This window comes from Novosphingobium sp. BL-S-33, from assembly GCF_056857025.1.
Map to the genome: position 1 here is coordinate 1,336,401 of NZ_CM166474.1, position 21,059 is coordinate 1,357,459.

19 protein-coding genes and 2 riboswitches are annotated in these 21,059 nt (G+C 67.8%); of the genes, 9 read left to right on the forward strand and 10 right to left on the reverse strand.

All coding sequences use genetic code 11. The annotated features are described in order from the left end of the window. Positions 1–163 precede the first annotated feature (163 nt). The 5 genes from AC1VVM_RS06330 to AC1VVM_RS06350 all read right to left on the reverse strand — a co-directional run bounded on the left by AC1VVM_RS06330 (position 164) and on the right by AC1VVM_RS06350 (position 5,828). A complete protein-coding gene (locus AC1VVM_RS06330) occupies positions 164–1,210 on the reverse strand; it encodes an SIS domain-containing protein (RefSeq protein WP_482956147.1) in 1,047 nt (348 codons plus the stop codon). A gap of 7 nt (positions 1,211–1,217) precedes the next feature. After that, positions 1,218–1,955 carry a GntR family transcriptional regulator gene (locus AC1VVM_RS06335; RefSeq protein ID WP_482956148.1) on the reverse strand — a complete coding sequence of 246 codons (738 nt, stop codon included), beginning with the start codon at positions 1,953–1,955 and terminating at the stop codon, positions 1,218–1,220. Positions 1,956–2,166: 211 nt separating this feature from the next. Then, positions 2,167–3,903 (reverse strand): sulfotransferase family protein, encoded by a 1,737-nt coding sequence (locus AC1VVM_RS06340; protein ID WP_482956149.1) that lies wholly within the window; start codon positions 3,901–3,903, stop codon positions 2,167–2,169. A 33-nt stretch (positions 3,904–3,936) separates the two neighbouring features. Next, positions 3,937–5,247 (reverse strand): cobyrinic acid a,c-diamide synthase CobB, encoded by a 1,311-nt coding sequence (locus AC1VVM_RS06345; protein ID WP_482956150.1) that lies wholly within the window; start codon positions 5,245–5,247, stop codon positions 3,937–3,939. Continuing rightward, positions 5,244–5,828: a hypothetical protein gene (locus AC1VVM_RS06350; protein WP_482956151.1), complete on the reverse strand. Its 585-nt coding sequence runs from the start codon at positions 5,826–5,828 to the stop codon at positions 5,244–5,246. The genes AC1VVM_RS06345 and AC1VVM_RS06350 overlap by 4 nt, the downstream gene beginning before the upstream one ends. Positions 5,829–6,024: 196 nt before the next feature. Then, a riboswitch (cobalamin riboswitch) is annotated at positions 6,025–6,233 on the reverse strand. A gap of 59 nt (positions 6,234–6,292) precedes the next feature. Continuing rightward, a riboswitch (cobalamin riboswitch) is annotated at positions 6,293–6,499 on the forward strand. Between the two features lie 118 nt (positions 6,500–6,617). Here AC1VVM_RS06350 and AC1VVM_RS06355 point away from each other — a divergent pair. The 9 genes from AC1VVM_RS06355 to cobU are packed head-to-tail and all read left to right on the forward strand — an operon-like array spanning position 6,618 to position 15,149. Beyond that, positions 6,618–8,549 (forward strand): TonB-dependent receptor plug domain-containing protein, encoded by a 1,932-nt coding sequence (locus AC1VVM_RS06355; protein WP_482956152.1) that lies wholly within the window; start codon positions 6,618–6,620, stop codon positions 8,547–8,549. Further along, positions 8,549–8,956, forward strand: a complete 408-nt coding sequence (locus AC1VVM_RS06360; RefSeq protein WP_132388676.1) for a DUF1636 domain-containing protein — start codon at positions 8,549–8,551, stop codon at positions 8,954–8,956. The genes AC1VVM_RS06355 and AC1VVM_RS06360 overlap by 1 nt, the downstream gene beginning before the upstream one ends. After that, positions 8,953–9,999, forward strand: a complete 1,047-nt coding sequence (gene cobT, locus AC1VVM_RS06365; RefSeq protein ID WP_482956153.1) for a nicotinate-nucleotide--dimethylbenzimidazole phosphoribosyltransferase — start codon at positions 8,953–8,955, stop codon at positions 9,997–9,999. Before AC1VVM_RS06360 ends, cobT begins: the two co-directional genes overlap by 4 nt. Beyond that, a complete protein-coding gene (locus tag AC1VVM_RS06370) occupies positions 9,996–10,580 on the forward strand; it encodes a histidine phosphatase family protein (RefSeq protein ID WP_132388680.1) in 585 nt (194 codons plus the stop codon). The genes cobT and AC1VVM_RS06370 overlap by 4 nt, the downstream gene beginning before the upstream one ends. Further along, positions 10,580–11,293, forward strand: a complete 714-nt coding sequence (gene cobS, locus AC1VVM_RS06375; RefSeq protein ID WP_482905158.1) for an adenosylcobinamide-GDP ribazoletransferase — start codon at positions 10,580–10,582, stop codon at positions 11,291–11,293. The genes AC1VVM_RS06370 and cobS overlap by 1 nt, the downstream gene beginning before the upstream one ends. Next, positions 11,290–12,270: a threonine-phosphate decarboxylase gene (locus AC1VVM_RS06380; RefSeq protein WP_482956154.1), complete on the forward strand. Its 981-nt coding sequence runs from the start codon at positions 11,290–11,292 to the stop codon at positions 12,268–12,270. Before cobS ends, AC1VVM_RS06380 begins: the two co-directional genes overlap by 4 nt. Then, entirely contained in the window at positions 12,263–13,201 is a 939-nt protein-coding gene (cbiB, locus tag AC1VVM_RS06385) for an adenosylcobinamide-phosphate synthase CbiB (protein WP_482956155.1), read from the forward strand. Before AC1VVM_RS06380 ends, cbiB begins: the two co-directional genes overlap by 8 nt. Beyond that, complete coding sequence (locus AC1VVM_RS06390; RefSeq protein WP_482956156.1) at positions 13,189–14,643, forward strand: cobyric acid synthase; 1,455 nt, start codon at positions 13,189–13,191, stop codon at positions 14,641–14,643. The genes cbiB and AC1VVM_RS06390 overlap by 13 nt, the downstream gene beginning before the upstream one ends. Then, complete coding sequence (gene cobU / locus AC1VVM_RS06395; RefSeq protein ID WP_482956157.1) at positions 14,640–15,149, forward strand: bifunctional adenosylcobinamide kinase/adenosylcobinamide-phosphate guanylyltransferase; 510 nt, start codon at positions 14,640–14,642, stop codon at positions 15,147–15,149. The genes AC1VVM_RS06390 and cobU overlap by 4 nt, the downstream gene beginning before the upstream one ends. Before the next feature lie 87 nt (positions 15,150–15,236). Here cobU and AC1VVM_RS06400 read toward each other — a convergent pair whose 3' ends face one another. From AC1VVM_RS06400 to flgG, 5 genes are all read right to left on the reverse strand, one after another. Beyond that, complete coding sequence (locus AC1VVM_RS06400; protein WP_482956158.1) at positions 15,237–17,108, reverse strand: methyl-accepting chemotaxis protein; 1,872 nt, start codon at positions 17,106–17,108, stop codon at positions 15,237–15,239. A 426-nt stretch (positions 17,109–17,534) separates the two neighbouring features. Continuing rightward, the gene (locus AC1VVM_RS06405) at positions 17,535–18,374 is read right to left on the reverse strand and encodes a flagellin (protein ID WP_482903262.1); all 840 of its coding nucleotides are present in this window, start codon (positions 18,372–18,374) and stop codon (positions 17,535–17,537) included. Positions 18,375–18,905: 531 nt separating this feature from the next. Next, complete coding sequence (gene flgH, locus AC1VVM_RS06410; RefSeq protein ID WP_482903263.1) at positions 18,906–19,673, reverse strand: flagellar basal body L-ring protein FlgH; 768 nt, start codon at positions 19,671–19,673, stop codon at positions 18,906–18,908. A gap of 140 nt (positions 19,674–19,813) precedes the next feature. After that, the gene (flgA, locus tag AC1VVM_RS06415; protein ID WP_482956159.1) at positions 19,814–20,260 is read right to left on the reverse strand and encodes a flagellar basal body P-ring formation chaperone FlgA; all 447 of its coding nucleotides are present in this window, start codon (positions 20,258–20,260) and stop codon (positions 19,814–19,816) included. 4 nt (positions 20,261–20,264) lie between these two features. After that, the gene (flgG, locus tag AC1VVM_RS06420) at positions 20,265–21,053 is read right to left on the reverse strand and encodes a flagellar basal-body rod protein FlgG (RefSeq protein ID WP_132388692.1); all 789 of its coding nucleotides are present in this window, start codon (positions 21,051–21,053) and stop codon (positions 20,265–20,267) included. Between the last annotated feature and the right edge of the window lie 6 nt (positions 21,054–21,059).

The following is a 21,059-nucleotide window of genomic DNA, read 5'->3' on the forward strand; positions in this document are numbered from 1 at the left end:
AATACATAGTGGAGGCGCGGTTCGAAGACGGGGGCGGCAAGGTTGATTTTGTTGACCATACAACCCGTTGAGCGGCCGCATCTTCTTGGCGGACGGTGGTTAAGACGCTCGATAACCGCCTCATTCCGGGCGCGGACTTTTTCCTCGGCCTCTACGGGCCCTGTCAAAGAGTACGGGTCACTTTCGCGAGATGCGGCGGGCTGTCGGGATCGCGGCCGCGCGCGACCGAAAGGGCGTTGGCAAGGCGGTAGAAACTCTGCGCTGCCAGCACCGGTTGGAGCATCGGATGCGCGGTTAGCGTGGGCAGGGTGATGCCGGGAAATTTGCCGATGCTCGGGCCGATGCCCGCGCCGATCACGGTGGCACCGCGCTCGGCGAACATCGGGGCGAGGGCGGCGACGCTTTCGTTCGATTCGTCGTCCTGACCCAGCAGGATCACCGGGAAGCCGTTCTCGACGATGGCCATCGGTCCATGGCGCACTTCGGCGGCGCTGAAGGCCTCGGCATGGAAGCCGCAGGTTTCCTTGATCTTGAGGGCCATCTCCTGCGCCACGCCGAACGCGGGACCGCGCGCGACGACGAAGAGATTGCGCGCCTCGCGCAGCGGTTCGAGCGCGGGCGTCCAGTCAAGCTGCCACGCCTGCGCGAGCAGGCTCGGCAATGCGCTCAGCGCGGCAGTGAGGTCCGCGTCCTCGCTCCACGCCGCGATCAGGTCGAGAATGCCAGCAATGCTGGTGATGTAGGACTTCGTCGCCGCAACCGAACGCTCCGGCCCCGCGCAGAGCGGCAGCAGCACTTCGGCATCGGTCGCCAGCGGCGAGGCTTCGTCGTTGACCAGTGAGATCAGACGCGCGCCGCCCGCGCGGGCATGTTCGGCGGCGGCGATCAGGTCCGGGCTACGGCCGGATTGCGAGATCGCGATCATCAGCGTCTCGGCATAGTCGGGTGGCGAATCGTAGACCGAGCTGACCGAAGGCGCGACCGAAGTGGTCAGCAGCCTTAGCTGCGTCTCCACCAGATAGCGGGCGAGCGTGGCGGCATTGTCAGAGCTGCCGCGCGCCAGTGTCGCCACTGCGCGGGGTGGGGCCGCGCGCAAACTTTCGGCCAGCGCGGCAAGGGCAGGCGCGTTGCGTGCGCGCTGGCGAGCCACGGCCTCGGCAGCTTCGGCGGTCTCGGCGAACATCAGGGTGGTTTCAGGATTGTCGATCATGGTCCTGCTATCCGGCGCGTGGCACGTTGAGTTCGGCGACGAAGTCATAGGCATCGCCGCGATACCACGACCGGGTCAGCTCCACCGGGCGCCCTTCGGCATTATATCCGCGGCGTTCGATGGCGAGGCCCGGCGAATTCTTCGGGATCTTGAGCAGGGCGGCCTGCTCGTCGGTGAACAGCACCGCACGGAAGCGCTGGAGCACGCGGACGGGCCGATCATCGCCCAGCGCATCGTAGAGCGAATCCTCTACGGCATCGGGCGAAGGCAGCGAGGAGGCCGGAACCGTGGCCGATTCCAGCGCCATCGAAACGCCGTCCGCATAACGGATCCGGGTGAAGCGGTAGACCGTGCTGCCCGGGCTCAGCCCCAGCGCCATCGCCTCTTCGGGCGAGACCACCGCTTCGGTGCGCGAGATCCATCTGCTGTGCGGCGCGCGGCCTCGCGACAGCATGTCCTCGGTGAACGAGGAGATCGCCGCGAAGTTCTTCTCGACGCGCGGGGCAACGAAGGTGCCGGCCCCCTGACGGCGCGTGAGCATGCGCGCTTCGACAAGGCCGTCGAGCGCCTTGCGTACCGTCACGCGGGAAAGGTTGTAGGCGGCGGCAAGGTCGCGCTCGGGCGGCAGGGCCTCGTCCGGCAGGAGGACCTGATGCTCGATCGCCTGGCGCAAAAGGCGCTCGAATTGCCGGTAGAGCGGGGCGGTATCCCCCTCCGGAAGCCTGCCGACGCGATCGACGAACATTGCCTTTGTCTCCATTCAGTGGCCCGTTTTCTACGGCAAAGGACAATGCCACTTCAATACCAAAAATCATGGATTTTGCGGATAGGCAAATTTTGGTATTAAGTTTGTACTACTAATGCGCAAGCAGGATGAGCGCTCCCCGAGGGCGGGAACGGGCAACGATGGCCTTTGGGCATGGCGGCGCGCAGGGTTCCACGCGGCGCGGAAGGGCTCAGTTGATTGTCGGCCCGCTCTCGCGTGCGTCGGCATCGGGGGCTGCATAACCGCCGCGTTCGATGGCCTCGGCCAGCACCGGCAGCACATCGTTGAGTTCCCGCGCGTAGCCCGTCCAGCGCCCAATCGACCGGGTGCTGAGCGGCTCGCGAATGCGCGCGTGGCTGGGCGTCGGACTGTGATGGGCGAAGGTGTGGAATTCAAGCTGCGCCGGTTCCATGTCGAGCCCCAGCCACGCCATCAGCTCTGCGGTCTGGGCGTGCTGATCGGCCACGAAATGCTCGTAACGCAGTTCGTGCGCGGGGACCGGCAAGCTTTCCAGCCAGTGTCTGGTCAGTTCCTCCATCCGCGCATAGTGCTGTGCGAGGTCCTCGATCCGGTAACCGCAGGAAAAGCCGTGCGTGAAGTCATGGCCCATCGCCGAGACCATCACGTCGCGCGGATCGCGGGCCACCACCACGACCGGTGATTGCGGGAACGCCAGTTGCAGCAGCGGCAGGTAAAGCTCGTTCAGCGCCATCCGGTCGGTGAAGAGCGTGGCGCCATCGCGCAGCAGGCCATGGCGTTCGGCAAGCGCGAAGTAATGGTCGCGCAGTTGTACGCCCAGCGTGTCGCGCTGTTCCTCGGTTACGGCCTCGGCGTGGCGAGGGAACGCGCCCGCAGTCCACAAGGCCGCCTTGTCCGCCAGCTCGCGGCCGAAGGGCAATTCGCCGCCCGCCCGGACTTCGGAATGGCTCGCTGCCACTTGCTCGATCAGCGCGGTGCCGGAGCGCGGAAAACCGAGGATGAACACCGGCTGCGGCACCCCCTTGCGGCGCGAGGCGGGCAGGAAATCGGCGAAGCGCTCGGGCGTGAAGAAGTCCCGCCATTGCGCGACGAGTTCGCCCACCGCGCGGGCCGGATAGCTGCGGCTGGCGGCATGGGCGAGCGCGGCCTTGCCCGCGACGAAATCATCCCATGCCTCGGCCTTACACCCGGCCCGGTCGCGCAGGCGGCCGCGCAGCAGCAGGGCGGGGCCGGAAGGCTCGGGTTCGGCTTCCAGCATGGCGAGGCCTTTCGGCCAGTCCACCGTGTGCGAAAGCAGCGTCACGCGCTGGAGCGTCAGGTCGGTGCCCTGTCGCTGGGCCAGTGTTTCCGCGCCGCCGAGCAGGGCGCCGGCGCGGTCGAAACGGCCGGCCTGTTCCTCCAACTCCGCCAGCCAGAGCAGCGGCGGCAGCGCTTCGGGCATGGCCTGCACGGCTTCTTCCAGTAGAGGGGCAGCTTCGTCGAGCCGCCCCTGACGCTGAAGATTGCGGCCGAGATCGGCGAGCAACTGGGGCTGCCGTCCGGCGATGCGGATGGCCTCGGAAAGGTGGTGCGTGCCTTCGACCAGTTCGTCGCGCTCGCTCAGCATATGGCCGAGGCGCGTGTGGGCATCGGGGTTGTCGGGCTGGGCGGCAATCGTTTCGCGCTGGACCGTCTCGGCGTCATGCAGGCGGCCGGTGCCATGCAGTTCCTCGGCCAGTGCGTCGCGCGGCCAGGCGCTCTCGGGAACGAGGGCGATAGCCTCGCGCAACAGGGCTTCGTGGCGGTCGTCCGCGCCGCGCGCCTTGGCGGCAAGGGCCAGCACCTCGATCGCGTCGAGTGCCAGCGCGGGCTGCGCGCGGGCCGTTTCGGCCAGCGCCTCGGCGCGGTCGAGATCGCCCGAGGACAGGGCCTGTCGGGCATCGGCAATGGTCTGCATATCGGCGGACATGCCGGCAGCTTAGGGCGCTTGCGCGGCGCGGTGTCAACCGGGCTTTGCGGCTGACTTCAGGGCGGTCCCGGTGAACAGCGCGGCCACCAGCTCCGGTCCCGAGGGAAAGTAGAGGTGCATGTAGCTGGCCGTCAGCGACCCACGGCGGAACACGCGCTCGCCGGGGCGCCCATCGGGTGTGTCGGCATGGGCTATGGGGGAAAGCGCGGTTTCCAGCGTCGAATAGTGGAACGTATGGCCGCGCACGGGATGGCCGTCGATCTCGGCCTCCTGCATTCCCAGAGCAGCCAGTCGAGGCTGCATTGTCGCTTGGGCCGCTAGCAGGCCGAGCAGGGCGGCGCGGGTGCCCTTGCCGTCATCCAGCGTCTCGCACGTGTAGAGCATGCCGCCGCACTCGGCGAGGATCGGGCGACCGGCGGCGTGATGCGCGCGGATCGAGGCCAGCATCGCAGCATTGGCGGCAAGGCGGTCCAGATGCAGTTCGGGATAACCGCCCGGCAGCCAGAGCGCATCGCATGCGGGCAGGGCCGCGTCGGTCAGCGGCGAGAAAAGCACGCCCTGCGCGCCTGCCTTTTCGAGGAAGGCGAGGTTGGCCGGGTAGATGAAGGCGAAAGCTTTGTCGCGGGCAATGGCGATGCGTTTTCCGGCGAGCGATGGCGGTGGAGGAATGTCCTCCGGCGCGGCGAAGCTCACGGGCTCCGGCAGCCAGAGTGCGCTTTCCGGCAGGAGGTCCGCCGCCCGGTCCAACCGGGCGGAAAGGTCGGCCACTTCGCCCGCCTGCACCAGCCCGAGGTGCCGTTCGGGCAGGCCGATTGCGGCGTCTCGGCCCAGTGCGCCCAGCCAGCGGATGTCACTGGGTACGCTTTGCTCCAACAGGTCCGAATGCCTTGCGCTGCCCACGCGGTTGGCGAGCACGGCGGTAAGGTTCACGCCCGCGCGATAGGTCGCGAGGCCATGGACGAGCGCGCCGAAAGTCTGCGCCATGGATGATCCGTCGATCACCGCGAGCACCGGCAGGCCGAAGCGCCGCGCGAGATCGGCGGCGGAGGGATCGCCATCGTGCAGGCCCATCACCCCTTCGACAAGGATCAGGTCCGCCTCGCAAGCGGCGTCATACAGCAGGGCGCGGCACTCGGCCTCGCCCACCATGAAGAGGTCGAGCTGATGCACCGGGGCACCGCTCGCTGCTTCGAGGATCATGGGATCGAGGAAGTCGGGCCCGCACTTGAACACGCGCACGCGCCGCCCCTCGCGGGCGTGGCGGCGGGCGAGCGCGGCGGTGACGAGCGTCTTGCCCTGCCCCGAGGCGGGCGCGGCGACCAGCAGGGCAGGGCAGGCGGTCACTTGCGGCCCTCGTGCAGAGCCGGACGCACCGTCACAGCCAGCGCCCAGAGCGCGGCGGCGATGCCCGACCACAGCAGCGTGGAGAGGAGCGTTGTCGGGAAATAGCGCCCGATACGCGGCAGGAACCCGGCCAGCGTCGGATCGGGGAAACGGCCGCCAAGGAAGTAGAACCCGCCACTCGACAGCAAGTGCGAGGTGAAAGTGGCGGCGATCAGCAGCACGGCCATGGCAGGCAGGGCGGCAAGGCGGTCACCGAGCTTCGCCGCCGCCACGCGCCCGGCGAGCCACATCACGCCATAGGCCGGGACCAGCATCGCGTAGGCCGGGGTAAAGCAGAATCCGGAACCGCCCAGCACCGAGATCACCACGACATCGATCGCATAGCCGAGCGCGAACAGCGCGGCGAAACCGATGACACGGCGGACGAAGAAGCCGAGCACGAAGAAGCTCGCAAGGTCGGTGTCTGGCAAGTGGACGACCTGACTCAGCGAATTGGTGCGCGTCACCAGCATGACGGCGGCGAGCGCGGCAAACACGAAGAGGCTGACGCGGGCGGATGGCGGATTGGCGGAACGGTTCATGGTCTGGGATCTCCCAAGGCGGTTGGGGAAAGGCGTGCAGGAAAGGCCCCGGGCGATATCGCCCCGGCGAGAGGATCAGCGGATCGGTGTCACTCTGGCAGGCTCCTTTCGACACGACTTCGACTGTCGTCTCGCCAGGGCTGCTTCCCGCTACGGGAACCATGCCCTCGTCCGCCCGGTGCATCCCGCCCGCGCAGAGGAACGACGGCAAGGGGCCGGTTTCCTGACTTCCCGGATCGTCGCGCCTTCCGCCGCCTTCTCGGAACCGTCCGGTCCCAATGGCGCGTGGCGGGGCGCATCCCCGGTTACAGTTGCGGGAGCAGTGCCGGCCTGTCCCGCGAGTTTCCCCGCAGGTCCGGACTTCCCGATTAAGCCCTCTCGGGCACCCTTTGCAGGGGCGGACCTATGGCACTTCGCGGGCGCGCGCAAGCTTCGGGCACTTGCCAGCGGGGCGCCCGCACGATAGTTGCCGCGCCGCGACAGGTTCCTCGTAAGAGGATCAAAAGGGAACACGGGTTCAAGACCCGGGCTGCCCCTGCAACTGTGAGCGGCGAGCCGTGCGGCCATTTCGCCATTGGAGCCGAAGCCATTGACTTGGCAGGATTCTGAGAAGGCGGCCGAGACGGCATTGACCCGCAAGCCAGGAGACCTGCCTGACGCAGTCGTTCTTCGTCCGGACAGGGTGTGCCGGGTGAACGAGGGGGCTTTTTCCTCGCGCAACGACAGCCATTGCCTTGCCGGTGCTCGCGCTTCGGCGGGGGTCTTCGATGCTTGTTTGAAGGAAAACCCATGACGTTCCGGATTTTCGCCACCACGGTTTCGCTCGCGGCCCTCGCGGCGGCCTGCCCGACGATGGCTTTCGCCGACGAAGCAGATAGTGGCGACAGCATCGTCGTTACCGCGCTGCGCACCCCGCTGGCGGCCGATCGCGTCGCCCAGACGGTGACCGTCCTCGACGACGCACACATCGTTTCCGCGCAGCCGATCGCCCTCACCGACATGCTGCTGCGCACGCCGGGCATCAGCCTTTCGCGCAACGGCGGCTACGGCACGACCACCAGCCTACGCATTCGCGGCGCCGATGCCGGTCAGAGCGTGATGGTGATCGACGGCATGCGCCTCGCCGATCCGTCTTCGACGGCGGGCGGCTATGCCTTCTCCAACCTCTTCACCGACGATATCGATCACATCGAGATCCTGCGCGGTCCGCAGTCGATCCTCTGGGGTAGCGATGCCATCGGCGGCGTCATCAATGTCACCACCCGTGCCCCGACCAAGCCGCTGGAAGGCAGCTTCGCGGTGGAAGCGGGCACGCACGATACCGTCTCGGCGCGTGCCGGCGTGGGCGGCACGTCGGATTCGATCGATTGGCGTGTCTCCGCCTCGCGCTTCACCACCGACGGCATCTCGGCCAGCGATCAGGGCACCGAGCCCGATGGCTATCGCCGGTCTGCGGCCAACGGGTCGTTCACATATCGCGTCGCGCCGGGCGTTTCGATCGATCTCAAGGGCTATTGGTCGGATTCGCATAACGACTTCGACGGCTTTGGAGGGGACTCGCTCGCCTATGGCGTGAACAAGGAGTGGGCGGGCTACGCCGGGCTCAACTTCGCGCTGCTCGATGGCAAGCTGGTCAACCGCGTGGCCGTGACCCAGACCGAGACCGACCGCCAGAACTTCGATCCCGCGCAGACCATTCGGCAGCTCACGTTCGATGCGCATGGCCGCGTGCGTCGCTACGAGTATCAGGGCACCTACAGCTTCTCGGACGCGGTGCAGGCCGTCTTCGGCGCCGAGCGCGAGGAGCAGCGGATGACCACCGCCTCGCCCACGGACAGCACGGATCCTTACGTGTTGACGCCCAGCAAGGCGGATACCAACAGCGTCTACGGCGAACTGCGCGTCAGCCCTGTGACCGGGCTCACCGTGAGCGGCGGCGCGCGTTACGACCATCAGTCGCGCTTCGGTGGCAACACGGTGTTCAGCGCCGGTGCGGCCTATACGCCGAACGCGGGCAAGACCGTGATCCGCGCCAGCTACGATCAGGGCTACAAGGCTCCGTCGCTCTACCAGCTGTTCAGCGACTACGGCGCGGCCAACCTCCAGCCTGAAAAGGCCAAGGGCTGGCAGGTGGGCGCCGAGCAGGGGCTTGGCGACCTGTTCCACGTCTCGGCCACCTGGTTCCAGCGCGATACCGACAACCTGATCGACTTCGCCTATTGCCCGACCAGCGGCACCCTGCCGGACATCTGCTACATCCCGGGCACCACCACCGAGCGCTTCGGCTACTACGCCAATGTTCGCAAGGCCCATGCGCAGGGCCTCGAACTGGCGGCGTCCGCCAAGTGGAAGGTGCTCTTCGCCGAAGGCAATTACAGCCTGATCGAGGCGGAGGACCGCACGCCGGACAGCAGCACCTATGGCCGCCAACTTCAGCGCGTGCCGCGCCATCTCGCCAATATCGAGGGCGGCGTGGACCTGCCGCAGGGCATCCGCGCCAGCATCGCCGCGCGTTATTCGGGCGGGAGCTACAACGCCGCCACCGGCACGGCGAAGCTTGACGATTACTGGTTGCTCGACTTGCGCGCCCAGTGGACAGTCGCGCCCGGGCTCATGCTTCAGGGCCGCATCGAAAACCTGACCGACAAGGACTACGAGACGGCGGCCGGCTACAATTCGCTCGGCCGTACGGTTTACCTGGGCCTGAGGAGCCAGTTCTGATGTTGAACGCAGTCGAGCCGGGACCGTCGGTGGTGGTTTGCAGCACCTGCCGGTTCTCGGCCGCTGCACGCGAGGACGAAGGCGGGCAGCGCGGCGGCGCGCTGCTGGCCGAGGCCATGCGCACGGTGCAGGCCGCCGAACCGGGCCTGCAAGGCGTGGCGGTCCAGGAGATGCCCTGCCTGTTCGCCTGCCAGCGCCACTGCGCCGTCCATCTGCGCGCGCCGGGCAAGGTGGGCTATGTGCTGGGCGACTTCACGCCCGACGAAGAGGCCGCGCGTGCGATCCTCGAATATGCCGTGCGCCACGCGGCCAGTGAGGAAGGGCAGGTCCCTTATCGCGAATGGCCGCAGGGCGTGAAAGGCCACTTCATCACCCGCACTCCCCCCGAAGGGTATATCTGCACATGACCATGTTCGCCGACAGCGCGGCTTTCGCCGCCGCGCTTGCCGATCTTCCCGCGCCCGATGCCGGGGCCGCCGATGCGGCGGCGCGGCGGCAGGCGGAGCTGACCAAGCCCGCCGGTTCGCTGGGCCGGCTGGAGGAGATCGCGGTCTTCATGGCCGGCTGGCAGGGCCAGGAAATCCCCCGCGCCGAGCGGATCCACGCCGTGATCTTCGCGGGCAACCACGGCGTCGCCGCGCGCGGGGTGAGCGCCTATCCGCCCGAAGTCACTCACCAGATGGTCGCCAATTTCCGTGCGGGCGGGGCAGCGATCAATGCGCTGACGCGCGCCTGTGGGGCGGAACTGGGCGTGGTGCCGCTCGATCTCGACCGGCCGACCGGCGACATCACGCGTGAGCCGGCCATGAGCGCGGCCGAATGCCTTCAGGCGATCAACATTGGCGCCGCCGTGGTCCGTCCCGAAACCGACCTGCTGTTCGTGGGCGAGATGGGCATCGGCAACACCACCCCCGCCGCCGCGCTTTCGGCACAAGTCTTCGGCGGCGAGGCGCGCGACTGGACCGGCCGTGGCACCGGGCTCGACGATGCGGGCGTGGCGCGCAAGGCCGAGGCGGTCGCGGCAGCACTGGCGCTCCACGGCGCCGATTGCACCGACGCTTTCGAGACGCTGCGCCGCCTTGGCGGTCGCGAGATCGCCGCGATGGCGGGCGCCGTGCTGGCCGCACGGCATCACCGCGTTCCGGTCCTGCTCGACGGGTTCATCTGCTGCGCCTCGCTGGCGCCGCTCTTCGCGGACAATGGCGGCGTGCTGGACCACTGTCTGGCCGCGCATTGCTCGGCCGAGGCGGGGCACGTGCGGCTGCTGGATAAGCTGGGCCTCGATCCGCTGCTCCACCTTGGCATGCGCCTTGGCGAAGGCTCCGGCGCGGCGGTGGCGGCGCAAGTGGTGCTCTCGGCCCTGGCGGCCCATGAAGGCATGGCGACGTTTGCCGAAGCCGCCGTTGCCGGGGCGCAGGCCGGAGTTGGCGCCGGAACGGAGACCGCGTGAACGGCATTGTCCTTCACCTGATGCGCCACGGCGAGCCGCGCGAACCGGGCCTCCTGCTCGGCCATCGCGACGATCCGCCGCTTCCCTCGGGTACTGCGCGCTGCGTGCTGCGGGCGGACGGGTTGGACTTCGCCCAGGTGCTGAGTTCGGACCTCTCGCGCTCGCAAGTCCCCGCGCGGCAGATCGCTGGGCAGCGGAAACTGCCGCATCGCTCCGACCGGCGCTGGCGCGAACTCGATTTCGGCGAGTGGGACGGCATGGCCCCGCATGAGCTGGACCCCGCCGTGCAGACGCGGTTCTGGGACGATCCGGAAGGCTCCGCCCCGCCCGGTGGCGAGCGCTGGTCGCAACTGCGCAACCGCATTGCCGAGGCCCTGCGCGGCATTGACCGCGCCACGCTGGTCGTCACCCACGCCGGTGCCATGCGCGCGGTGCTCTCGGTGCTGTTTGGCTTCGACCACCGGCAAGTCTGGGCTTTCGAACTGGGCTATAGCGCGCTGCTCAGCCTGCGGCTCTGGCCGGAAACCGGCGGACGGCTGCCGGCCGCGCAGATCGTTTCGCTGGACCGGGGCAGCGCGTGATCCGGCAAGTCGTCCTCGCGCTTCAGTTCCTGACGCGCCTGCCGCTGCCGGCCGTGCGCGCGGATGATGACGACTTTGCGAAATCGATGCGCTGGTTTCCGCTGGCGGGTCTGATGGTGGGGGCATTGGTCGCCGGATGCTGGTGGCTCGGCGCGAAGGCCGGGCCGGACTGGCTGGCGGCGCTGGCCGCGCTTGTCGCCTGGGTAGCGGTGACGGGCGCGCTCCATCTCGACGGGCTTGGCGACATCGCCGATGCCACGGGCGCCGCGCACAAGGACCGGGCGCGGCTTTCGGCGGTTCTGGCCGACCCCCATGTCGGCAGCTTTGCGGTCGTCACTATCGTGCTGCAACTGCTGGCCAAGCTGGTGCTACTTCATGCGCTGATGCCGGGGCAGGTCTGGGCGCTGCTGCTGGTGCCCGCGCTGGCGCGGATCGGGCCGCTGTTCTGGACCATGGCCCTGCCGCCGCTGCATGAAGGGCTCGGAAGCCGCTTTCGCAGCGCGATCCGCTGGCCGCATCTTGCCTGCTGGTGCGTGCCCGCAGTGCTTGCCGGAGTCCTGATCGCGCCGCCGCTGCTCGTTTTGTTCCTTGCCGTGCCTCTCTGGGGCTACTGGCTGAGGAGCCGGATCGGCGGCATTTCGGGCGACGGGCACGGCGCGGGCATCGAGCTTGTCGAAACCGCGCTGCTCGCCGCGCTGGTGGTGCTGCGGTGATCGCGCGGTTCCTGCACCATGGCGGCCGCGTGGCGGAGGCGGCGCGGCTGTTCGGCGGCGCGCAGGAGGACTGGCTCGACCTGTCCACCGGCCTCAATCCCGCGCCCTGGCCGATCCCATACGCATTGGCGCCGGACTGGAGCGCCTTGCCCGACCCGGATTGGCTCGCTCGGCTGGAGACCGTCGCCGCTCGCCACTATGGCGTCGATCCGGCGCTGTGCTGTGCGGTCCCCGGCAGCGAGACGGCGCTGCGCCTGCTCGGGCATGTGCTAGGCCTGCCGGGCCGCGCGGTGGTGCCGTGCTATCGCAGCCATGTCGAGGCTTTCGCGGAATCCCGTCCGGTGCGCTTTGGCGAGGACCCTGCCACGCCCGAAGTGGTCGTCATGGCCAATCCGAACAATCCGGACGGCGCCCTGCACGCGCGCGGCGATGTGCTGGACTGGGCTGACCGGATCGAACGGCAGGGCGGCTGGCTGATCGTCGACGAAGCCTTCGCCGATTGCCGCCCGGAAACGAGCGTGGCCGATGCGGTGGACGGGGGCCGGCTCATCGTCCTGCGCTCGTTCGGCAAGTTCTTCGGACTCGCCGGGCTGCGCCTCGGCTTCGTGCTGGCGCCGCCGAAGATCCTGTCCACGCTGCGCGCGCTGATGGGAAGCTGGCCGCTCCACACGGCGGCGCTGACTATCGGCGCGGCCGCCTATCGCGATATCGACTGGATCGCCAGGACCCGGCAGGAGCTTCCCCCCCGCGCCGCCAAGCTGGATGCGGTGCTGCGGCGTCACGACCTCGAACCGCGCGGCGATTGCCCGCTGTTCCGCTTGGTCACCGGCTGCGCGGCCGGAGAGGTTTTCGAGCGCCTTGCCCGCGCGCGGATACTGGTGCGCCCCTTCGAGCAATTCCCCGATTGGCTGCGCTTCGGCGTACCGGCCGATGCCGCCGCGCTGGCACGTCTCGACGCGGCGCTGGGCCATGGCTGAGCCGGTCGCCGTCGCGGCGCTGGTGCTTGAGGCGCTGCTGGGCTGGCCGTCGCGACTGCATGCGCTGACCGGCCATCCGGTGGGCTTTTTCGCGAAGGCGATCGGCGCCTGCGAGCGCATGCTGAACCGTGCGGCATGGCCCGCGTCGCTGCGCCGCATGGCGGGGCTTGGCGCGATGCTCGCGCTGATCGGCGGCGTTGTCGGCGCGGCGCTGCTGGTCAAATTCGCCGTCCGCGCCGTAGCCGGGAACTTCGCATGGATTGTGCTCGCTTTGTTGGCGTGGCCCGCGCTGGCCGCGCGCAGCCTCGACGATCACGTGCGCCCAGTGCTGGCCGCGCTGGAGGCTGGAGATCTCGCCGCCGCGCGGCGCTCCGTGGGCATGATCGTCGGCCGCGAGACCGCGCAACTTGACGAGGCGGGCGTCGTCCGCGCCGCCATCGAAAGCCTTGCCGAAAGCTTCTGCGACGGCGTCGCCGCCCCGCTGTTCTGGCTGCTGGTCGGCGGACTTCCGGGCGTCTGGGCCTACAAGGCGATCAACACGGCGGACAGCCTGATCGGCCATCCGGAGGAACCGCTCCGCGCCTATGGCTGGGCGGCGGCGCGGATCGATGATCTCGCGAACCTGATCCCGGCGCGGCTGGCGGGCGTGCTGCTCTGCCTTGCCGGAGCGGGCGGCTGGCGCGTTTTGGCGCGCGACCATGGCCGCCATGCCTCGCCCAATGCCGGATGGCCGGAGGCGGCGATGGCGGGCGCGCTGGGCGTGCGGCTGGCCGGGCCGGTCACCTATGACGGCGTGCTTGCGGCCAAGCCGTGGATCGGGGAGGAGGGCGCCGAAGCGCAGGCGGCGGATTTGCGGCGGGCACTGGCGATCTACCGCTGGGCCTGCGTGCTGCTGGGACTTATCGCGTTAGGAGTAGCATGGCTGGCTTGATGTTGCAGGGAACCGGCTCCGACGTGGGCAAGTCGGTCATGGTCGCGGGGCTGTGCCGTGCGCTGGCCAACCGGGGTCTGCGCGTGCTTCCGTTCAAGCCGCAGAACATGTCCAACAATGCCGCCGTCACCCCGGAAGGCGGCGAGATCGGCCGTGCTCAGGCGCTTCAGGCACTGGCGGCGCGGGCGCCCCTCCATGTCGACATGAACCCCGTGCTGCTGAAGCCGCAGGCCGACCGGACTTCGCAACTGGTGGTCCACGGCGAAGTGCGCGGCACGCTGGGAAGCGCCAATTTCCGCGAGGCGCGGCGCAGGCTGCTGCCCGAAGTCATGGCCAGCTACCGCCGGCTGGAGGCGCGCTGCGATCTCGTCGTGGTCGAAGGCGCGGGCTCTCCGGCCGAGATCAACTTGCGCGCCGGGGACATCGCGAACATGGGCTTTGCGCGCGAGGCGGACGTTCCCGTGGTGCTGATCGGGGATATCGACCGGGGCGGGGTGATCGCCTCGCTGGTGGGTACCCGCGCGGTGATCGAGCCCGAGGATGCCGCGCAGATCCGGGGTTTTCTCATCAACAAGTTCCGCGGCGATCCGGCGCTTTTCGCCGATGGCTACGCCGCCATCGAGCAGCGTTCGGGCTGGCGCGGCTATGGAGTGCTGCCGTGGCAGAGCGCGGTCGGCCGCCTGCCGAGCGAGGACGCCGTGGTGCTCGAACGCGGGCTGGGCGGCGGTTCCGGAAAGCTGCTCGTCGCCTGCCCGATCCTGCCGCGCATCGCCAATTTCGACGATCTCGACCCGCTGCGGCAGGAGTCAGCCGTCGAAGTCGCGATGATCCCGCCGGGCACGCCGATCCCGGCGCAGGCCGCGCTGATCGTGTTGCCGGGCTCCAAGGCTACAATGGCGGATCTGGCCTTCATGCGGGCCGAGGGCTGGGATATCGATGTGCTGGCGCATCATCGGCGCGGGGGCATGATCCTGGGCATCTGTGGCGGTTTCCAGATGCTGGGCAGGACCATTGCCGACCCGCTGGGGATCGAGGGCGAGCCCGGCGAAATGGCGGGGCTCGGCCTGCTCGATGTCACGACGGTGCTGGGCAATCGCAAGGCTTTGCGCGAGGTTTCGGGCACCGCACTTGGCGTGAACCTGACCGGTTACGAGATGCATATGGGCGTCACAGAACGTGACATGGCGGCGCCGTTCGCCATGCTGGACGGGGACCGGCCGGACGGTGCCGTCGATGCTGGTGGGCGCGTGATCGGAACCTATTGCCACGGCCTGCTCGCCTCGACCGATCTGCGTGCCGAACTGCTCGCCCGCCTCGGCGCGATGAGCGACCGGCGCGACCACCATGCCGACGTCGATGCCGCGCTGAACGAACTCGCCGCCGCCATGGAGGCGCATCTCGACATCGATGGCCTTCTTGCCCTTACGGAGTATCGCCCATGACCCTGAGCACTCTCGTCCTCGGCGGCGCGCGGTCGGGCAAGAGCCGCCATGCGCAATCCCTGATCGAGGGCTTTCCCGGCAAGCTTGCCTATATCGCGACCGGCGAGGGGCTCGACCTTGAGATGGAAGCGCGTATCGCCCGCCACCGCGAAGAGCGGGGCCCGCGCTGGAGCACGATCGAGGCACCGCTCGATCTCGTCGGCGCCATCGCGCGCGCGGCCGATGAGGCCGATGCCGTGCTGGTCGATTGCCTCACGCTCTGGCTGTCCAACCTGATTCTGGCCGAGATCGCGCTCGCGCCCCGGTTCGATGCGCTCTGCGCCGCCGTAGCCGCCTGTCCTTGCCCGATTGCGCTGGTGGCCAATGAGGTCGGGCTGGGCCTCGTGCCGGAAACCCCGCTGGGCCGCGCTTTTCGCGATGAGGCGGGGCGGCTCAACCAGCGGATCGCCGCGATTGCCGATTCCGTGGTCTTCGTCGCGGCCGGTCTGCCGCTGCGGCTGAAGTAGCCGCGCACAAAAAAGGCCGCCTGCGAAGAGGCGGCCTTTTCAGGATGCGGCGGCAGCCCAAAGGGCAGCCCGCCGAAGATCAATGCGTCAGAAATCCACCCAGTCGTCCTGCCCGGTCGCCAGTGCGATGGCGGGCTTGCGGACAGCGCTGACTTGCGGCGCGACCTGGCTGGTGGTGATGGCGGCCGGGACAGGGCGCGCGGCCGGGCGGGCCGGGGCGGCGCCGCGCGGCTCGTTGCCGATGCGGAACATCGCGGCGCGGTCCGACAACGCGGTGACCTCGCTGTTGAGGTTGCGCGCGGCGGCCGAGGTTTCCTCCACCATAGCGGCGTTCTGCTGCGTCGCCTGATCCATCGTGCCGATGGCGGCGCTGATCTGGGTGATCGTCGAGGACTGCGCCTGGTTGTCGGTGGCGATGTCGCTCAGCAGCGTATGCACCTCGGTCACGTCGCCCGAGATGTTCTGGAGCGCCCCATCGACGCGCTGCACGGCTTCCACCGCAGTGCCGATGTCGGTCTGCGTGGCGGTGAGCTGCTCGCGGGCGCGCTTGGCTTCTTCTTCCGAACGCATGGCAAGGGCCGAAACGAGATCGGCGACGACTGCGAAGCCGCGACCTGCATCACCGGCACGGCCCGCCTCGACGGCGGCGTTCATGGCAAGCACGCGGGTCTGGAAGGCGATCTTGTCGAGACCTTCGATAACCGAGTCGATGCCCTTGGCGCTTTCGCTCACGCGGCCCATGGCCTGCACGGCCTCATCGGCGATCGAGCGGCCGGATTCGACCACGCCCATCGCCCCGTCGGCGCGCTGCACGGTGCGGCCGGCGGCGGCGGCAGTGGCGCGCAGGCGGTCGTCCATCTGGGTGATCGCGGCCGACGTCTCTTCAAGGCTCGCGGCATTGCTTTCGGTGCGGCGGGCAAGGTCTTCGGAAGCCTGGGCGATCTCGCCCGAGCCGGTGCGGATGGCGACGGCGCTTTCGGCCACGGCGCCGATCAGGTCGCGCAGCGCGGCAAGGGCGGCGTTGAAGTTCGTCTTCAGCTCCGCATAAGTGGCGGGGAACTCGGCCGAGATGGTCTGCGTCAGATCGCCTTCGCGGATCGCCTGAAGGCTGGAGCGCAGCGTGGTGGTGACGATTTCCTGTTCGGCGGCGATGCGCGCGTCGATCTCGGCGCGGGCTTCGGCGGCGGCGCGGAACTGCTCGACGGCTTCGGCGATCTCGCCGATCTCGTCGCGGCGGTCGCGGAAGGGCACGTCGACCTTGCCGCCTTCGGCCAGCGTGGTGGTCACTTCGGCAATGCGGCCCATCGGCACCGCGACCGAGCGGTTGATTGCCAGCCAGACGAGGATGATGGCAATGATGCCGGTGGTGGCCAGGCTGATGGCAAGGAAGATCGCGGTATCGGCGGTCGCTTCGCCTTCGGCGGCCTTCTGGGCAGTGCGCTTGCGCATCATGTCGATGAGCTTCTGGGCCTGTGCGATGGTGTCGTGCGAGGCCTGCTTGCCTTCGCTCTTGATCATCGCCATCGCGCCCGGGAAATCGCCCTTGGTGCGCAGATCGAAGATGCGATCGTTGACCTGGGTAAGCTCGCCGGCCACGCGCCGCATTTCGGCGATATCGGGCTTGAGCGAGTCATCGGCAATGTTGTCGAACGCGTCGATGGACTTGAGCAGTTCGTCATTGCCGCTCTTCACGCGGTCACGCAGCTTGGCGGCATCGTCGGCATCGGCGGCGTTGTAGTAGCTGTAAACGATGATCCGCAGTTCCTTGACGTTGCTGATCACGTCGGCAAGCGCGGACATGCCGCCGACGCCGCGCTGAACATGCGTCTGCGCGATGGTATTCAGCGTGCGCGTCGAAAGAAATCCGTTGAGTCCCACAGCGCCGAGCATGACGCCGAGAACGATAAAGGCGGCCAGAAGCTTTTTGGGCAACCGCCAATTATTTAGAGAATCAAGCATCTTAGGTCCAATTCCAGCTTGAAGGGGTCGGCCCCGCCATCGGCGCGCCATGAATATTATAGGATGACGGCGCGGTTCGGGCGGCTTGGGGAAACGATCCGGTCAAGAATTCATCGGCTTCGCATCGAATTCGGGCAGGCTGCGAGACTGTTTGAAAATCCGGCCATGACCGGACCTGCGGCGGCGATCCGCTCCCCATCCCACCGTCCGAGCGTAGGTCCGCCGGGCGGTCGGATGGGGGGCGGCCGGCGCCGCGCCAGGCATGCGCTTTTGCGCATTATTCAAAGTGACCCCGATCAAGGGGAATTCGCGTCTGTTCCGGCGACTGCGGACCGAATTAAAAAAAGAGGCCAGGATGGCGAACCACCCTGGCCTCCATGACGTGTCGGCCTTCTGCTTGGGGGCTGAAAGGCCGCCGGTCGACTCTTAACGGAAGAGCGACAGGATCGTCTGCGGCGCCTGGTTGGCGATCGACAGAGCCTGAACGCCCAGCTGCTGCTGGACCTGCAGGGCCTGAAGCTTCGCCGATTCCTTGGCGAGGTCGGCGTCGACAAGGTTGCCGATGCCGGTCTCGATGGTGTCGCTGAGCTTGCTGGTGAAGTCCAGCTGGCCGTCGATCTGACGCGAAGCGGCACCGAGGGTGCTGAGCTTGTCGTTCAGAGCCGTCGACAGGGCATCGAGGTTGGTGACCGCGGTAGCTGCCGACGAAGCGGAGGCAAGGTCGGTGCTGCCGCTGAGCGAGCCCAGGGTGACAGACGACGTGCCCTTCAGCGTGGTAAGGTCAACGCTGCCGACCTTCAGCAGGTTGCTGGTGTCGAGGGTCTGCAGCGAGCTGACCGAACCGCCGCTGCTGTCGAGCAGGTTGACGCCGTTGAAGTCCGACGACTTGATGATCGAGTCGATCTGCGACTTCAGGCCGTCGTAGTCCTTCTGGAGCGCGCTGAGCGTGCCCGAGTCGGTTGCCGAGGCAGCTTCGTAGGCCTTGGACTTCATGTCGTTCATGAGGTCCGAGATCTGCTCTGCGCCCGAAACCGCGACGTCGACAACGCTCTTGGCGTTGTTGAGCGACGAGGTTACCGAGGCCAGACCACCCTGGTCGCCACGCAGGGTCTGCGCGACGGTGTACTTTGCCGAGTCATCCTTGGTCGAGGACACGTTCAGGCCGGTGTTGATGCGGCTCTGGGTCGTGGACAGCGACTGGTTGGTGGCATTCAGGGACTGAAGGGCGGCCATTGCGCCGGCATTGGTCTTGACGGAAAACGACATCGTTTTCATTCCTTCTAGAATATTAAGGCCGAATTCTGCGGCCTGAACCGGAGTACGCCGGTCCCCGTGCAGACCTGCTTCTTCAGGCCCGCAAGACTCTTCTAGGAACGTGCTTGGGGAGACCGGACGCGATCCGCGCTATTTATTTGAGAGGGCGGCAAAATTTGCCTAGCTGAAGCAGATGGAAAGGCGCTTTCGGGCCTTTTTCAACGCGGGAGGGGCCTCAAAACAAAGAGGGGCGCCGCACGTGGCAGCACCCCCTCCTTTATTTTTCAAATCCTGTCAGAAGCAGCAGGCGGATTTCCGGACCGGACGGCGGATGCTGCCTATGTAAAGGCCGTCGCACCCCTATCTAAAAACCGCTGTCCCCAACCCAACCCCGTCATCCCCGCGAAGGCGGTGATCCCGCTTGTTCTTCGAGCGCAAGGAAGAAGGAAGCGGGGCCCCAGCCTTCGCGGGGGCGACGATGTATTGGGTCTGAGGTGCAGAATGGGGGGCTTAGCTCCGAATTCGATGCGCCCCTGAAACCCATCAGAATGGGAACAGCGCGTCGTAGATCTGCTGGCCCCAACGAGCCTGTTGTGCATCGGTCAACTGGCCGCGGCCGCCGTAGCTGATGCGGGCATCGGCGATCTGCGAGTGCTTGATCGAGTTGTCACGCGCGATGTCCTCGGGCCGGATCACGCCGGTAACGACGAGTTCGCGCAGCTCGTAGTTCACGCGCACTTCCTGCCGGCCACGGATCTGGAGATTGCCGTTGGGCAGCACCCCCACCACCGATGCGGCGATGGTCATGTTGATCTGCTCGCTGCGCGCGGTCTTGCCCACGCCCACCGCGCTCGATGCCGAGTTGGTGTCGACCAGCTTCGAGGGGTCGGAGCCGGTTATCTTCTGGATATTGTTCTCCAGCCCCAGCAGGTGGGCGATACCGGCGGTTTCCGTACCGTCGCGGGTGCGCGTGGTCGTGTTGTCGACTTGCGCATTGTCCGCGATGTTGATGCGGATGGTGACGATGTCGCCCACGCGCGAGGCGCGCTGGTCGTGGAAGAACGCGCCCGCGCCGGTGCGGAACAGCGATGCGCCGCGCTCGCCCTGGGTCAGCGAGGGATCATCCACGGCGCCGCGCTCGGCGATGCCCTGGTTGCCGATGGAAGGTTCGACGCGCGGGGCCACCGGGACCTCCGCGGCGCTCAGCTTGGGTGCCTTGCCCACGTTCTTGAGCCGGCCCACGGCGCCGCAGCCGGTCAACAGCGTGGCGGCCATCAAGACGGGCACGAGACGGGTGTAAGTCGGTTTCATGATGAGAATGTCCTTGGCTTGGCATGTCTTCGACATCCGTCGAAGGCCTGCGGCACCGGCCCACTCTCCCGCCCGACCACCCACGAGTGTATCCTGATGAGTGGTCGGGTGGGGGAGTGGGCCGGTGCCGCTCACAGCGATCAACGCATCGGGATACTGACTTGCCCGGGCCCGTCGGCGACGGCGTCGAGCGTGCGGTTGGTGGCAAGGTTGAGCACACGTACGGGCTCGCCCTTGCCGGCATCGGCCAGCGCGCGGCCGGCCGAGGAAATGTGCATGGTGGCGGTGGAGACCGAGATCGTCACCGCCTCGCCCCGGTGGATGAGGCGCGGGGCGGCAACGTCCCCGGCCCGCACCGGCGCGCCCTGGTTCAGGCGGCGCGTCGCTTGCTGCCCGGCGGCCTGCGCCGGAGACAGTGCGCCGCGCGCCGAGCCAGGGGCGAGCGGGGACTGGGTGAAGTCCCCGGCGGCCAGCGTCTCGCCGCGCTCGACCGTGCGGACGAGCACCGGGGCCTTGACCATTTCCGGTACGGCCGGAGCGGCGACCGGAGCCGCTGCCGCCAGCATGAACAGGATCGCCGCCGCCATGACCTTAGCCGCCGGTCTGCGTGGAGGTCTGGAGCATCTCGTCGGAGGTCTTCACCACGCGGCTGTTCATCTCATAAGCGCGCTGCGCGGTGATGAGCGAGGTGATTTCCGAAACCGGGTTGACGTTCGATGCCTCGACGAAGCCCTGGTTGATCGAGCCGAACGAGGGATCGGCCGGGTTGCCGACGGTCGGCTGGCCCGAAGCGCCGGTTTCCAGATAGAGGTTCGAGCCGATCGCTTCGAGGCCCGCTTCGTTGACAAACGTGGCGAGCTGGAGCTGGCCAACCGTCTGCAGGTTGGTCTGGCCGTCCATCTTGACCTGCACTTCGCCGGTCTTCGAGACAGTGACGCTGACGGCGCCCTGCGGAATGGTGATATCGGGCTGGACGCGGTAGCCGTCGGTGGTGACGAGTTCGCCCTGGTCCGAAAGCTGGAACGAGCCGGCGCGGGTATAGGCCAGCTCGCCCGAGGGCTGCATGACCTGGAAATAGCCCTGACCGTCGACCGCGAGGTCATAGGTATTGCCGGTGTTGGTCAGCGCGCCCTGTTCGGTGATGCGGTAGATGCCGCCGGTCTTCACACCCGCGCCGAGCTGGATGCCCGAGGGGACTTGCGTGCCGTCCGCGCTGGTGGCCGCGCCGGGGCGCGAGACTTGCTGGTAGAGCAGGTCCTGGAACTCCGCGCGCTGGCGCTTGTACGCGGTGGTGTTCATGTTGGCGATGTTGTTCGAAATGACGTCGACGTTGGTCTGCTGTGCAAGCATGCCGGTCGAGGCAATGGAGAGCGAACGCATGATGGC

Excerpts from the sequence above, each read along its gene's own strand:
- AC1VVM_RS06330 (WP_482956147.1), bottom strand. The coding sequence starts at position 1,210 with ATGATCGACAATCCTGAAACCACCCTGATGTTCGCCGAGACCGCCGAA.
- AC1VVM_RS06335 (WP_482956148.1), bottom strand. The coding sequence starts at position 1,955 with ATGTTCGTCGATCGCGTCGGCAGGCTTCCGGAGGGGGATACCGCCCCG.
- AC1VVM_RS06340 (WP_482956149.1), bottom strand. The coding sequence starts at position 3,903 with ATGTCCGCCGATATGCAGACCATTGCCGATGCCCGACAGGCCCTGTCC.
- AC1VVM_RS06350 (WP_482956151.1), bottom strand. The coding sequence starts at position 5,828 with ATGAACCGTTCCGCCAATCCGCCATCCGCCCGCGTCAGCCTCTTCGTG.
- AC1VVM_RS06355 (WP_482956152.1), top strand. The coding sequence starts at position 6,618 with ATGACGTTCCGGATTTTCGCCACCACGGTTTCGCTCGCGGCCCTCGCG.
- AC1VVM_RS06360 (WP_132388676.1), top strand. The coding sequence starts at position 8,549 with ATGTTGAACGCAGTCGAGCCGGGACCGTCGGTGGTGGTTTGCAGCACC.
- cobT (WP_482956153.1), top strand. The coding sequence starts at position 8,953 with ATGACCATGTTCGCCGACAGCGCGGCTTTCGCCGCCGCGCTTGCCGAT.
- cbiB (WP_482956155.1), top strand. The coding sequence starts at position 12,263 with ATGGCTGAGCCGGTCGCCGTCGCGGCGCTGGTGCTTGAGGCGCTGCTG.
- AC1VVM_RS06390 (WP_482956156.1), top strand. The coding sequence starts at position 13,189 with ATGGCTGGCTTGATGTTGCAGGGAACCGGCTCCGACGTGGGCAAGTCG.
- cobU (WP_482956157.1), top strand. The coding sequence starts at position 14,640 with ATGACCCTGAGCACTCTCGTCCTCGGCGGCGCGCGGTCGGGCAAGAGC.
- AC1VVM_RS06400 (WP_482956158.1), bottom strand. The coding sequence starts at position 17,108 with ATGCTTGATTCTCTAAATAATTGGCGGTTGCCCAAAAAGCTTCTGGCC.
- AC1VVM_RS06405 (WP_482903262.1), bottom strand. The coding sequence starts at position 18,374 with ATGTCGTTTTCCGTCAAGACCAATGCCGGCGCAATGGCCGCCCTTCAG.
- flgH (WP_482903263.1), bottom strand. The coding sequence starts at position 19,673 with ATGAAACCGACTTACACCCGTCTCGTGCCCGTCTTGATGGCCGCCACG.
- flgA (WP_482956159.1), bottom strand. The coding sequence starts at position 20,260 with ATGGCGGCGGCGATCCTGTTCATGCTGGCGGCAGCGGCTCCGGTCGCC.
- flgG (WP_132388692.1), bottom strand. The coding sequence starts at position 21,053 with ATGCGTTCGCTCTCCATTGCCTCGACCGGCATGCTTGCACAGCAGACC.